This window comes from Mesorhizobium sp. WSM4821 (assembly GCF_055901555.1).
On sequence record NZ_CM148371.1, the window covers coordinates 6,537,764 to 6,548,996 of the forward strand.

Consider the following 11,233-nt stretch of genomic DNA (forward strand, 5'->3'; position numbering starts at 1 on the left):
CTTTCTCAAGCGAAGCGGAGTGCAGACCTGGCTTTCGCCTTGGCCGCCACCTCTTCGCGATTGCGCGGATGCTGCGTCGTCTCGAGGCTGTCGAGCAATTCGCGCGCCGATGCGGCGATGGCCTCGACGGCGTGGTCGAACGCATGCTGGTTCTGCTTCGACGGCCGCGTCGTTCCGCTCAGCTTGCGGACAAACTGAAGCGCGGCATCGCGGACCTCGTCATTGGTTGCCGGCGGATCGAAATTGAACAGGGTCTTGATGTTTCTGCACATCGTTTGCAATCTCCTCTCGTCCTGGAGCCGTTTCAATCGGGATGAGTTTTACCCTCAATCATGATCGTGCCCAAAAGCCGGTAAGGCGCGACCGTCGCCCGGGGCGATGGCTCAGTCTGCATCCAGCGGCTCTGTACCCACCGGCTTGCCATCGCGCGAAAGCCTGATCTTCTCGACCTTGTCCTCGGCCGCCTTGAGCAGCCGGTCGCAATGTACTTTCAGCGCCTCGCCGCGCTCGTAGATGCGGATCGACTGGTCGAGCGGCACGTCGCCGCGCTCCAGATCATCGACGATTTTCTCCAGAGCGTCGAGCGCCTGCTCGAAGCTCATCGCCTTGACGTCCTCGTTGGTCTCACCAGCCATCGTCTATCCTTTCATCAGTCGTCCGACATGGGCGGCGACCGAAAATGCCAGTCCCTGCAGATCGTAGCCGCCCTCGAGCAGGCTGACGAGCCGGTTGTCGCTGTGGCGACCGGCACGTTCGATCAACTGGCCGGTCGCCCAGTCGAAGTCGTCCTCGGTCAGGTTGATCTCGGCCAGCGGATCGCGATGGTGGGCATCAAAGCCGGCAGAAATTATGATGAGGTCGGGTAAAAAATCATCGAGCGCCGGCAAGATGCGCGACAAGAAAGCATCGCGAAAGACATCGCTGCCGGTCTGCGGCGCCAGCGGCGCATTGACGATGTTGCCGGCGCCGGTTTCGCTTACAGCCCCGGTTCCCGGGTAAAGCGGCATCTGGTGCGTCGAGCAGTAGAGCACCGACGGGTCGTCCCAGAAAATGTCCTGCGTGCCATTGCCGTGGTGCACGTCCCAGTCGACGATGGCGACGCGCTCGGCCTGGTGCTGCTTTTGCGCGTAGCGCGCCGCGATCGCCGCGGTGTTGAACAGGCAGAAGCCCATGGACGTTGTCTTTTCGGCGTGGTGGCCGGGCGGCCGGGCGGCGACAAATACATTGGCGGCGCGGCCCTGAAAGACATCGTCGACGGCGGCGTTGGCGGCACCGATCGCCGTCACGGCCGCTTGCCAGCTTTTCGGGCTGGCCGTGGTGTCGGCGTCGACGCGGGCAATGCCTGTATCGGGTATGGCGGCACGGACCTTCTCGACGAATTCCTGCGGGTGCGCGTAGAGGATAGTGGCCTCGTCGCCTTCCGGGGCCTGGGCACGATCGAGGGCCGCAAAGGCCTCGTCTTCGAGCACGCGCTCAATGGCGCGTAAGCGGTCGGGCCGCTCCGGATGACCGGGCGGGGTTATGTGTTCAAGGAAGATCGGGTGCGTGTAGAGCCTCGTGACCATGCCCCGATATAGGCGCGCTTGACGGTTTTGACCATGTTTTCGCGCAGCCAAGGGCGAACGTTCAACAGGGTTTAAGCGGCCGGCGTCGGCTGGCTCAAGCGCGAACGATCGAAAGAAGCCAGCGCCTCATCCCTGAGTTGCCTGAATTTCGAGGAGGCCTCGGTCAGCCGCCTGTCCCAGTCGGGGTCCGGAACCTGGTCCTCGATGGTCTTGAAATAGACCTGCATCAGCGAAGCGACGGCGAACGGTTCGATGAAGGCGGCCTTGAAGGCCCAGGCAAAGACGATGGCCAGCACGAAAGCCCAGCCGTCGAGTTGGCCCGGCATGAAATACAGGATCGCTCCTGCCGGCGCCAGCATAGCCAAGAAGATGACGAAGGACACGCCCCACATGATGACGGCCAGCCAGATGGCGTTCTTGACCATGGTCTTGCCGTTCTGCGCGTAGAGCACGACCCCTTGCCGCGCCGTCTCAAAGGGCGAGGCGGAACTGATACGGATGTTGTAGCCGAGGATGATCTCGTCGACATAGGTCAGCGACAGGCGGATGACCGTATTGATGAAGCTGACCAGTCCACCGAGTCCGGGAATCGGCAGGAACGCTGCAACGCCGCCGAGCAGGCCGGTGATGGCGCGGATGGCGCCCTTGACCAATTGGTCGAGCACGAAAAGGATGTTGGCCTCGGCGAAGCGTTCCTTCACGACATCCCTGGCATAGGCGATCTGGTTCTGGCCGCCGGGCACGTCGCGGCCGTCGATCAGGTGGACCATCACTGCGATATGGCCGGCCTTGACGATGTAGAGGATGTATTCGCGGATCCAGTACACGGTGACCGAGACGACGCCGAAGCCGACCACGCCGCCCCACAAGGCAAACGACAGCGGTCCGTCAGGATCTGTGGAGATGTGGCCGACGCCGTAGCCGACGCTGGCGCCCGTGCCTGTCGCCATGATGTAGGCCAGTGTGATGCCGAAATAGACGATCATGCGCAAGACAATGAAAGGCCACGTCCGCAGCATGATGGACACCGACTTGCCGACTTGGAAATCCCACATGCCCCAGCCCTCCCCTCAGAGATGATTGAGAAGATGACCTCAAGCTGGCGGTTGTCAATCTTGGGCCGAACCCATGGATGCCGGCTGGTTCAAGTTCTGCGGCCTGCCAGCTTGCTTGAGCAGCCCCTCAAGAAGCACGTTGAAGGCCTTCACCGCCTTTTTCGACGTCGCTTCGGGGTCCTCCGAATTTGCGATCCACTGGGCGGCATGTAGCGAGGCGCCGCTGATCAACCTTGCTGCGGCTTCAGGATCAACGGCAAGGATGGTTCCCTCATCGCTCAGCCTTTGCAGGTTCTCGGTCATCGAGCGGATGCATTCATTCTGGCTCGGCCATTGCGAAGGATCGCCGAGCACCGCCGGTCCATCGCGAAGGACAATGCGCTGGATCTCCGGTTCCAGCGCCATCTCGATATAGGCCGTGCATTCGTCGACAAAGCCCTGCCAGAGATTGTCCGCCCTTGCCGAAACGATTTTCAGCCGGGCCAGCATTTCCGCGTCGATCTCGGCGATGACCGCCTGCAGAAGCCCCTTCTTGTCGCCGAAGTGATGATAGAGGGCGCCGCGCGTCAGCCCGGCCGACGCGGTGAAATCGTCCATCGAGGCTTCGGCATAGCCCAAGGTGCCAAAGGCGTGGCGCGCCGCGGCGACCAGTTTGGCGCGAGTCTCGGCGATCATCTCCTTGCGCGGTCTGTGCACCATTCGCCCCATTCCTTCACATACGTCTCGTATATTGTTTGACATACGCAGCGTATGCCATTATCTCATTTGCATACGCTACGTATATAAGTGGCTCGACCTCAAAAATCCAGGAGTGTTCTCATGCCCAATCCCTATCGCGAAATCTTCAAGGCAAAGGGAGTCAAGGGCTTCGCTGCAGCCGGCTTCGTTGCCCGGCTGCCGATCGCCATGGCTCCGATCGGCATCGTCGCGATGCTTTCGCAGACGCACGGCGAGTACTGGCTGGCCGGCGCCGTCTCCGCGATATTTGCGCTGGCCAATGCGTTCGTCGCGCCGCAGGTATCGCGGTTAGTTGACCGGCTCGGCCAGTCAAGGATCGTGGTGCCCACCACGGTCATTTCCGTGCTCGCTTTCGCGGTGCTGATTGCGGCGGCCAATCGGGACTGGCCGACCTGGACGCTATTCGTATCGGCGCTGCTGGCCGCCGCGATGCCCAGCATTCCGGCAATGGTGCGCGCGCGCTGGACGGAGATCTTCCGGGATCGCCCCGAGATGAACACCGCGTTCGCCTTCGAGTCGGCGGCCGACGAGTTGGTCTATATCGCGGGGGCATCGCTATCGGTGGGCCTGAGTGTCGCCCTTTTCCCGGAAGCGGGGATGCTGGCGAGCACATTGTTCCTCGCTTTCGGCTCGACGGCCTTCATCCTGCAGCGCTCGACCGAGCCGCGCGTACGTCCGGTGGAACATGGCTCGAGCGGCTCGGCTATCCGCCTGCGGCCGGTCCAAATCATCACCTTGGCCCTGATCTTCATCGGCGCGACCTTCGCGACCACGGAAGTGAGCACCGTTGCAATCACCAAAGAGCTTGGCCAGCCAAGCGCGGCGAGCCTCGTCATCGGCGTCTACGCGCTCGGATCGTTCGTCGTCGGTATTGTCATCGGCGCCCTGAATCTCAAGGTGCCGCTGCAGATTCAGCTTGCCATCGCGGTCGCCATCATCGCGCTGACCACGCTGCCGTTGCTCGTCGCCGACACGGTGCCTCTCCTGGCGCTGGCCGTCTTCGTCAGCGGCGTGGCGATCTCGCCGACCTTCATCACCGCATTCGGCCTGATCGAGCGGCGCGTACCGGAGGCAATGCTGACCGAGGGCATCACCTGGGTCATGACCGGCATAGGCATCGGCATGGCGCTTGGCTCCTTCGCCGCCGGATGGGTGGTGGACGTCCTTGGCGCACAGAGCGGGTTCCTGGTGTCGGTGGCGGCGGGCACAATCGCACTGGCCATTGTTCTCGCCGGCCAGCGCAGCCTTGCCGTGCCGGATTGCGACACCTCCGCATGCGACGCAGCCGCCGTTCCCGCGGAATAGCCGCACATGCGCCCGGTCCAGCTCACGGACCGGACGCAATTCTCTTTGAAGAAGCCCGGCTTTTTAGGACTTTTCAAGCCGGTTGCGAATCTCGTGCCCGTCAACAACGACAACAGGACTCCCCAATGCCTCCACCATATCAGGGTTCAGATGGGGTATGGTCTGAGCGCGCCCAACCATTGGCGGGCACTCTCCAGCGCAATAAACGGCCGAATTGGTGACACGCAGAATCTCCCACAACGCTTTGTAGAGACGCGGATCATCTGGCGGCCGTGCGACGGTGAAGCCGGAACATCGCGACGCGTCAGCAGGATCAAGGTTGAGATAGAGGTCGGCTTGAGCAAGGGTCGGCGAGACCTCGTAGGTGACGACCCAGCATGAGAATTCAGGCTCACGCCTGTTGATAAACGGCGCGAAGGCGTCGTCTACGATCGATGTGGGGAAATAGCTCTGCTCCCCATCATTAAAACAACCGAGATATGCCTCGAAGCTCATCTCAATTGCCTCCAGTAGCCTAGAGAATCTCGGTTTTCGCTATATGGATGCCAAAGCCTTCGAGGCCAACATAATGGCGTTCGCGCGAGGCGATCAGGTTGATCGAGGAGATGCCGAGATCCTTGAGTATCTGGGCGCCCAGCCCGATCTCGCGCCACTCGTTCTCGCGGCGGCGCGCCTCTTCATGGTCCTCGCGGTCGCCGGGCGCGGGGCGCTTGCGCTCCTGATGGGCGACGCCGACCGAGCCCTCGCGCAGATAGACGATGACGCCGCGCTTGCGCTCGCCCATCGCCGTCATGATGCCGTCCAGCCGGTGGCTGGTGCCGAAGACATCGCTCACGACATCCTCGGAATGCAGCCGCACCGGCACATCCTCGCCGTCGCGGATGTCGCCGAAGACGATGGCGACGTGATGCATCGAATCCCAGGGCAGCGTGTAGGTGAAGACCTGCGCCTTGCCGCCAGGGGTGTCGATGTCGGAACAGGCGACGCGCTCGACCAGCGTTTCCTTGCGCTGGCGGTAGGCAATGAGGTCGGCGACCGAAATCTGCTTCAAACCGTTCTTTTCGGCGAAGCCCTGCACCTGCGGGCCGCGCATCACCGTGCCGTCGTCGTTGACCAGTTCGGAAATGACGCCGACCGGCGGCAGGCCGGCGAGCTTGCATAAATCGACCGCGGCCTCGGTATGGCCCGAACGCATCAGCACGCCGCCTTCGCGCGCGATCAGCGGAAAGATGTGGCCGGGGCGAACGAAATCCGAGGCGCCGACATTGCCGTTGGCAAGGTTGCGAACGGTCAATGTGCGGTCGTCGGCCGAAATGCCTGTCGTGGTGCCGTGCTTGAAATCGACGCTGACGGTGAAGGCGGTGGTGTGGGCCGAATCATTGTCGGCGACCATCGGCTGCAGGTTGAGGCGCTTGGCCTCCTCGCGCGGCATCGGCGTGCAAACGATGCCGGAGGTGTTGCGGACGATGAACGCCATCTTTTCCGGCGTGCAATGGACGGCGGCGACGATCAGGTCGCCCTCGTTCTCGCGCCCGTCATCGTCCATGACAACGACGATCTCGCCGCGTTCGAAAGCGCGCAGGGCTTCGACGATTTTCTTCTGGTCATAAGGCATAGGCGCTCGTTTCACTCGCGAAATAGGGGAGTAAGGGAGTAGGGCAGTACGGCAGTAGGGGAAAGGAAAAAATGTCGCGGGCGCTGCGTAACATACTGCCCTACTGCCCTGTTCCCTTCCCTGTCTGTCCTCGATGACGCAGATAGTGATCGGCGATGGCGCAGGCAACCATCGCCTCGCCGATCGGCACGGCGCGGATGCCGACGCACGGATCGTGCCGGCCCTTCGTCATGATCTCGACGTCGTTGCCGTCCTTGTCGATCGACTTTCGCGGGGTCAGGATCGACGAGGTCGGCTTGACGGCGAAGCGCGCGACGATCGCTTGGCCGGTAGAGATGCCGCCAAGAATGCCGCCGGCATTGTTGGACAAGAAGACCGGCTTGCCGTCATTGCCCATCCGCATCTCGTCGGCGTTCTCTTCGCCGGTAATGCGGGCGGCCTCGAAGCCGTTGCCGATCTCGACACCCTTGACGGCATTGATCGACATCAGGCCCGAGGCAATGTCCTGGTCGAGCTTGGCGTAGATCGGCGCGCCGAGGCCTGCCGGAACGCCGTCGGCGGCGATCTCGATAACCGCGCCGACCGAGGAACCCGCCTTGCGGATACTGTCAAGGTAGGTGGCAAAGATGGCGACCGATGCCGGATCCGGCGTGAAGAACGGATTTTCGGGGTCGCCGACGAAATTCCAGTTCCAGTTGGCGCGATCTATTTGTTTTTCGCCCATCGATACCAGCGCGCCGCGCACCACCATGCCGGGCACGACCTTGCGGGCCAAGGCTCCGGCCGCCACCCGTGCCGCCGTCTCGCGGGCCGACGAGCGGCCGCCGCCGCGGTGGTCGCGCAGGCCGTATTTGGCGTCATAGGTGTAGTCGGCATGGCCCGGCCGGTACTGGCGGGCGATCTCGCCATAGTCCTTGGAGCGCTGGTCGACATTCTCGATCATCATCGACACCGGCGTGCCGGTGGTGATCATGGTCTCGCCGTCCTCATCCAGGATGAAGCCGGACAGGACCTTGACCTCGTCGGGCTCGCGCCGCTGCGTCACAAAACGCGATTGACCCGGGCGGCGCCTGTCGAGCTCGGCCTGGATCTCCGCGCGCGTGAAGCGAATGCCGGGCGGACAGCCGTCGACCACGCAGCCCAGCGCTGCACCATGGCTTTCGCCCCAGGTGGTGACGCGGAACAGATGGCCGAACGTGTTGTGAGACATGAAAACCAGCCCTGCCGGCAAAGCCGCCGGCTTAGCGCATGACCCCGAAATCGGAGCGATTTTCGGGAAGAATCATACGAAAAATCAAAAAGTGCCACCTTTGCGCGCCCGAGAGGACGCGCGGCGCTGTAGTCTGCCTTCTATTGGCGTTTCCCGCAGTGGTCAAACTGTGATCTGGCGGATTTAGTTTTGACACATTCGGTTGGTTTCTGCTTCCCTCGAGCCGTCTGTTGAACACCCGCCGCATCGTGCCGGCGCAATGATAAGAGGACGATGATGCGTATCCTGATCGGCGCCGTTGCCGCCACATTGCTGATTTCCACCGCCACCTTCGCGGGGCAGACCGAAGGCCTGATCAAAGAGGTCGACAAGGACACGTTGACGCTGACACTCGACGACGGCAAATCCTACAAGCTGAATGCCGAAACCGATATCGATGCCCTGAAACCCGGCATGGATATCGTGATCGCCTACGACGAGACAAACGGCGAGAACGTCATCACCGACATGCAACTGCCGGACAGCGGTTCAGCCGAATAGAGTCTGTCCGGCTGATCCATCCCAAAAGAACTGCCGGGAACGAGCGATCCTTCCCCGAAGGTCGGGCTTGAGGGATATATCAGCAAGGGATGCGAATTATTGCCTCAAAACCGTTCTCGCGACCACGAGCAGGCGACGCAATTTCGAGGTTGGCACCCATTCGCTGGATGAGCATCGCAGCGATGGCCAGACCAAGGCCTGCACCCGTCGCTGTGGTCGCGCCACGCTTGAATCGCTTGGTCAATGACTGAAGCTCTGCAACCGGGACCACCGGTCCCGGGTTTGCGATGGCGATGGTTCCGTCAATACGGACGGAAACTGTTACCGGGGTGTGGGCCTGTCCATGAATGAGCGCATTCTCTATCAAGTTGCGAAGGGCGATAGCGAAGGCGTCGACGTCAACCTTGCGGATCAACGTGCCGCAGCCGTCGATATCGAGAATAAGTCGTCCGGCATTTTCCGGCCTTCGCCCGAAGTCCTCCACGACCAGCCGGACAGCCGGGACGAGATCGATCGCATGATCTGCGATACCGATCCCCGCTTCGGCCCGCGCGAGCTGCAGTAGTTTTTCGACGAGATGGCCGAGACTTGACAGAGATGTCTCGATGCCACGGGCTCGCGTTTTCGCCAGGCCCTGGGGAAGCTCAGCGATCAGCCTCTGCGTCTGGGCGAGCGCACCTGCGATCGGCGTGCGCAACTCATGTGCACTGTTGGCGGCGAACTCGCGCTCGGCGTCGAGGGCCGTGCGCAGACGTTCGAGAAGGCGGTCGACAGAGGCGGCGATGGTGTCCAGTTCGACCGGGAGACCGATCATTCCCATCGGTGAGAGATTGCCGCCGTCGCGCACTCCGATCTCCCGTCGCAGTACTTCGATCGGGCCCAGCGACCGCCGGATCACGATCCAGATGACGGCCATGCTCAAGGGCGCGAGCACGAGGAGCGGAATGACAAGCGACAGTGCGCCTTCCATGGTCGCTTCGCGGCGATGAGCGAGCGGATCGGCAATCTGAAGAAACAGCGTGCCGCTGACGGCCTCCTGCGTATAGATGCGGTGCCTAGCAGTGTCCCAGAAACCGCTACCCAAAGGCGCGTCGAACGGTTGCGCCGGCGCGTCATGCGAATGCATAAGTACACGCCCCTCACGGTCGCGAACCTGGTAGATTAGATACTCTTCGTGCTCGAGCGCGCCGTCGCCCATGCGACGCGGGTCTGGGGAATGCGCGCGCTGAAACAGATCGTCGACCACGAGCGGCATCAGGCGCTGCGCCGTTTCCTGCAGCGCGCTGTCGAAGACCTCGTCGAACTCCTCGCGCATCACCAGCGCGCCGAAGGCGGCGGCGCAAAGCCAAAACAGGAGCGTTGCGCCGCCCAACCACAGCATCAGCTTGCGCGTCATGCTGGCCGACTTCGTCATGTGTCCGCGAGCCTGTACCCAACGCCACGCACGGTCGCTATTTGGTCCGCGCCGATCTTCCTGCGGAGCCGGCTGACATAGACCTCCACCGCATTGCTCGCGATCTCCGAACCGAAAGAATAGAGCGCGTCCTCGATCTGCGTCTTCGACACGATTGCACCGGGGCGCTGCATCAAACAGTCAAGCACCGCCCATTCCCGCGCAGTCAAGTCGACTGCCTTGCCGTCGCGGTCGATGCGTCGCTCAGCCGGCACTATGATCAGCGTCCCGAGAGAAAATGTGGGTTCGGGACGGAGCCCGTAGCGACGGGCCACGGCATGGATGCGCGCGGAGAGTTCGCCAAGATCGAACGGCTTGACCAAATAGTCGTCGGCACCTGCGTTGAGCCCCGCGATACGATCCGATATCTGATCGCGGGCCGTCAGAATAATGACGGGGGCCATATCCAGCCGCTTCCGTGCCTCGCGCAAGTAGTCGATGCCGTTGCCGTCCGGCAGGTGAAGATCAAGAAGGACAAGCCCGTAGGAGGCCACAGCAGCGTAATCCCGCGCTGCTGACAGCGTCCTGGCCCAGTCGACCGCGTGACCATCGGCCGCCGCATGTTCGCGCACAGCACTGCCAATGGCCTTGTCGTCTTCGATGAGCAGTATTCGCATCAGGTGTGCCGCGGTTCCAGGGCGAGGGCAAGACTCTTCCCTTATACGACAGAACCTGACGCCACGCTGAATAGCCGTCGCGCAATATAGACGGAAGCTTTCAGGTTGCTGTCAGCTACGGCTGCCAGAAGGGCCGGCATTGGAACAACCCAATGGAGAGACCCCCATGAAGAACATCCTGATCGGAGCACTTTTCCTGAACGTGACTGCCGCCGGCGCTGCACTGGCCGGCGAGAAATGCGATGTGCCGATCGCCGATTGGCAACCGCGCGAAGCGCTACAAACCAAGCTTGAAGCCGACGGATGGCAGATCCGTTCGATCAAGACGGAGGACGGTTGCTACGAGGCTTATGCCGTCGATTCGAAGGGGAACAAGGTCGAAGCGTACTTCGATCCCAAAACCTTCAAGCGTGTGGACGGCGAGAGCGAAGGCTGAACCGATGCGCGCCACCGTGAACGTCTGGGATCCGTGTGTCCGGATCTTCCACTGGAGCCTCGTGGCCAGCTTTGCGGTGGCGTGGTTATCCGCCGATGAGATCAAGGATCTGCATGAATGGGCCGGCTATATGGCGGCAGCACTCATCACATTCCGACTGGCGATTGGTTTCGCCGGGTCGCGATATGCTCGCTTCACGCAATTCATCCGCAGTCCGAAGGAAACACTCTCCTACACCGGGGATGTGATCTTCAATCGCGAAGCGCGCTATCTTGGCCACAATCCGTTGGGAGCATTGATGGTTGTTGCCTTGCTGGCCTCGACGGTACTCGTTGCCGGCACGGGCTGGCTACAAACGACTGACGCCTTTTGGGGCATCGAATGGGTCGAGGAGGCACATGAGATGCTGGCTGACGTCATGCTGGCTCTGGTTGCGCTTCACGTCGGCGGCGTCGTCCTGGGGAGCTTCCGTCACGGCGAGAACCTCGTGCGCGCCATGATCACCGGGCGCAAGCCCGCTCCTGAACCCGGCGATGTCGCGTGACAGGCAATCGTCCAGGCGCTGCAAGCGCAGCGTCCGTGTTGAACAATCTTTCTGGGCCGGAACTGGAACGCACCGTTACAGGAGCTTTTGTTCGGGCCGGCCTTCTTCTCGGGCCCATGGCACTGGCCCTGGGCTTTTTACTGCTGCCATCCGAT

Annotated in this window: 14 protein-coding genes; 4 read left to right on the forward strand and 10 right to left on the reverse strand. The window is 62.0% G+C overall.

Annotation, left to right across the window (positions count from 1 at the left end; translation table 11 throughout):
- Nucleotides 1-5: 5 nt before the first annotated feature.
- From AC0NID_RS31940 to AC0NID_RS31960, 5 genes are all read right to left on the reverse strand, one after another.
- The gene (locus AC0NID_RS31940) at nucleotides 6-272 is read right to left on the reverse strand and encodes a DUF2277 domain-containing protein (RefSeq protein ID WP_126039692.1); all 267 of its coding nucleotides are present in this window, start codon (nucleotides 270-272) and stop codon (nucleotides 6-8) included.
- A 111-nt stretch (nucleotides 273-383) separates the two neighbouring features.
- Complete coding sequence (locus AC0NID_RS31945) at nucleotides 384-635, reverse strand: exodeoxyribonuclease VII small subunit (RefSeq protein ID WP_140498064.1); 252 nt, start codon at nucleotides 633-635, stop codon at nucleotides 384-386.
- A gap of 3 nt (nucleotides 636-638) precedes the next feature.
- Nucleotides 639-1,565 carry a histone deacetylase family protein gene (locus AC0NID_RS31950; RefSeq protein WP_473454213.1) on the reverse strand — a complete coding sequence of 309 codons (927 nt, stop codon included), beginning with the start codon at nucleotides 1,563-1,565 and terminating at the stop codon, nucleotides 639-641.
- A 71-nt stretch (nucleotides 1,566-1,636) separates the two neighbouring features.
- Entirely contained in the window at nucleotides 1,637-2,620 is a 984-nt protein-coding gene (locus AC0NID_RS31955) for a hypothetical protein (protein WP_473454214.1), read from the reverse strand.
- Nucleotides 2,621-2,674: 54 nt separating this feature from the next.
- Nucleotides 2,675-3,316: a TetR/AcrR family transcriptional regulator gene (locus AC0NID_RS31960; protein ID WP_473454393.1), complete on the reverse strand. Its 642-nt coding sequence runs from the start codon at nucleotides 3,314-3,316 to the stop codon at nucleotides 2,675-2,677.
- A 123-nt stretch (nucleotides 3,317-3,439) separates the two neighbouring features.
- On the opposite strand from AC0NID_RS31960, the gene AC0NID_RS31965 reads away from it, so the two are divergent.
- Complete coding sequence (locus AC0NID_RS31965) at nucleotides 3,440-4,663, forward strand: MFS transporter (RefSeq protein ID WP_473454215.1); 1,224 nt, start codon at nucleotides 3,440-3,442, stop codon at nucleotides 4,661-4,663.
- A 63-nt stretch (nucleotides 4,664-4,726) separates the two neighbouring features.
- Here AC0NID_RS31965 and AC0NID_RS31970 read toward each other — a convergent pair whose 3' ends face one another.
- From AC0NID_RS31970 to aroC, 3 genes are all read right to left on the reverse strand, one after another.
- On the reverse strand, nucleotides 4,727-5,158 hold the full coding sequence (locus AC0NID_RS31970) for a hypothetical protein (protein WP_473454216.1): 432 nt from the start codon (nucleotides 5,156-5,158) through the stop codon (nucleotides 4,727-4,729).
- Nucleotides 5,159-5,177: 19 nt separating this feature from the next.
- Nucleotides 5,178-6,278, reverse strand: a complete 1,101-nt coding sequence (ribB, locus tag AC0NID_RS31975; RefSeq protein WP_473454217.1) for a 3,4-dihydroxy-2-butanone-4-phosphate synthase — start codon at nucleotides 6,276-6,278, stop codon at nucleotides 5,178-5,180.
- 100 nt (nucleotides 6,279-6,378) lie between these two features.
- On the reverse strand, nucleotides 6,379-7,488 hold the full coding sequence (gene aroC / locus AC0NID_RS31980) for a chorismate synthase (protein WP_473454218.1): 1,110 nt from the start codon (nucleotides 7,486-7,488) through the stop codon (nucleotides 6,379-6,381).
- 276 nt (nucleotides 7,489-7,764) lie between these two features.
- Here aroC and AC0NID_RS31985 point away from each other — a divergent pair, with 276 nt between their 5' ends.
- A complete protein-coding gene (locus tag AC0NID_RS31985; protein ID WP_473454394.1) occupies nucleotides 7,765-8,028 on the forward strand; it encodes a DUF1344 domain-containing protein in 264 nt (87 codons plus the stop codon).
- Between the two features lie 79 nt (nucleotides 8,029-8,107).
- Here the strand turns inward: AC0NID_RS31985 and AC0NID_RS31990 are convergent, their stop codons facing one another.
- Both AC0NID_RS31990 and AC0NID_RS31995 read right to left on the reverse strand, forming a co-directional pair.
- Nucleotides 8,108-9,442 (reverse strand): sensor histidine kinase, encoded by a 1,335-nt coding sequence (locus tag AC0NID_RS31990; protein WP_473454219.1) that lies wholly within the window; start codon nucleotides 9,440-9,442, stop codon nucleotides 8,108-8,110.
- The gene (locus AC0NID_RS31995) at nucleotides 9,439-10,098 is read right to left on the reverse strand and encodes a response regulator (RefSeq protein WP_473454220.1); all 660 of its coding nucleotides are present in this window, start codon (nucleotides 10,096-10,098) and stop codon (nucleotides 9,439-9,441) included. The genes AC0NID_RS31990 and AC0NID_RS31995 overlap by 4 nt, the downstream gene beginning before the upstream one ends.
- Nucleotides 10,099-10,264: 166 nt before the next feature.
- On the opposite strand from AC0NID_RS31995, the gene AC0NID_RS32000 reads away from it, so the two are divergent.
- A complete protein-coding gene (locus tag AC0NID_RS32000; RefSeq protein WP_473454221.1) occupies nucleotides 10,265-10,534 on the forward strand; it encodes a PepSY domain-containing protein in 270 nt (89 codons plus the stop codon).
- Nucleotides 10,535-10,538: 4 nt separating this feature from the next.
- The gene (locus tag AC0NID_RS32005) at nucleotides 10,539-11,078 is read left to right on the forward strand and encodes a cytochrome b/b6 domain-containing protein (RefSeq protein ID WP_473454222.1); all 540 of its coding nucleotides are present in this window, start codon (nucleotides 10,539-10,541) and stop codon (nucleotides 11,076-11,078) included.
- Nucleotides 11,079-11,233: the final 155 nt, after the last annotated feature.

Bases quoted from the DNA above. Each gene is read 5' to 3' on its own strand.
- AC0NID_RS31965 (WP_473454215.1), top strand. From the start codon at position 3,440: ATGCCCAATCCCTATCGCGAAATCTTCAAGGCAAAGGGAGTCAAGGGC.
- AC0NID_RS31985 (WP_473454394.1), top strand. From the start codon at position 7,765: ATGCGTATCCTGATCGGCGCCGTTGCCGCCACATTGCTGATTTCCACC.
- ribB (WP_473454217.1), bottom strand. From the start codon at position 6,278: ATGCCTTATGACCAGAAGAAAATCGTCGAAGCCCTGCGCGCTTTCGAA.
- AC0NID_RS31970 (WP_473454216.1), bottom strand. From the start codon at position 5,158: ATGAGCTTCGAGGCATATCTCGGTTGTTTTAATGATGGGGAGCAGAGC.
- AC0NID_RS32005 (WP_473454222.1), top strand. From the start codon at position 10,539: ATGCGCGCCACCGTGAACGTCTGGGATCCGTGTGTCCGGATCTTCCAC.
- aroC (WP_473454218.1), bottom strand. From the start codon at position 7,488: ATGTCTCACAACACGTTCGGCCATCTGTTCCGCGTCACCACCTGGGGC.
- AC0NID_RS31945 (WP_140498064.1), bottom strand. From the start codon at position 635: ATGGCTGGTGAGACCAACGAGGACGTCAAGGCGATGAGCTTCGAGCAG.
- AC0NID_RS31950 (WP_473454213.1), bottom strand. From the start codon at position 1,565: ATGGTCACGAGGCTCTACACGCACCCGATCTTCCTTGAACACATAACC.
- AC0NID_RS31995 (WP_473454220.1), bottom strand. From the start codon at position 10,098: ATGCGAATACTGCTCATCGAAGACGACAAGGCCATTGGCAGTGCTGTG.
- AC0NID_RS31940 (WP_126039692.1), bottom strand. From the start codon at position 272: ATGTGCAGAAACATCAAGACCCTGTTCAATTTCGATCCGCCGGCAACC.
- AC0NID_RS32000 (WP_473454221.1), top strand. From the start codon at position 10,265: ATGAAGAACATCCTGATCGGAGCACTTTTCCTGAACGTGACTGCCGCC.
- AC0NID_RS31990 (WP_473454219.1), bottom strand. From the start codon at position 9,442: ATGACGAAGTCGGCCAGCATGACGCGCAAGCTGATGCTGTGGTTGGGC.
- AC0NID_RS31955 (WP_473454214.1), bottom strand. From the start codon at position 2,620: ATGTGGGATTTCCAAGTCGGCAAGTCGGTGTCCATCATGCTGCGGACG.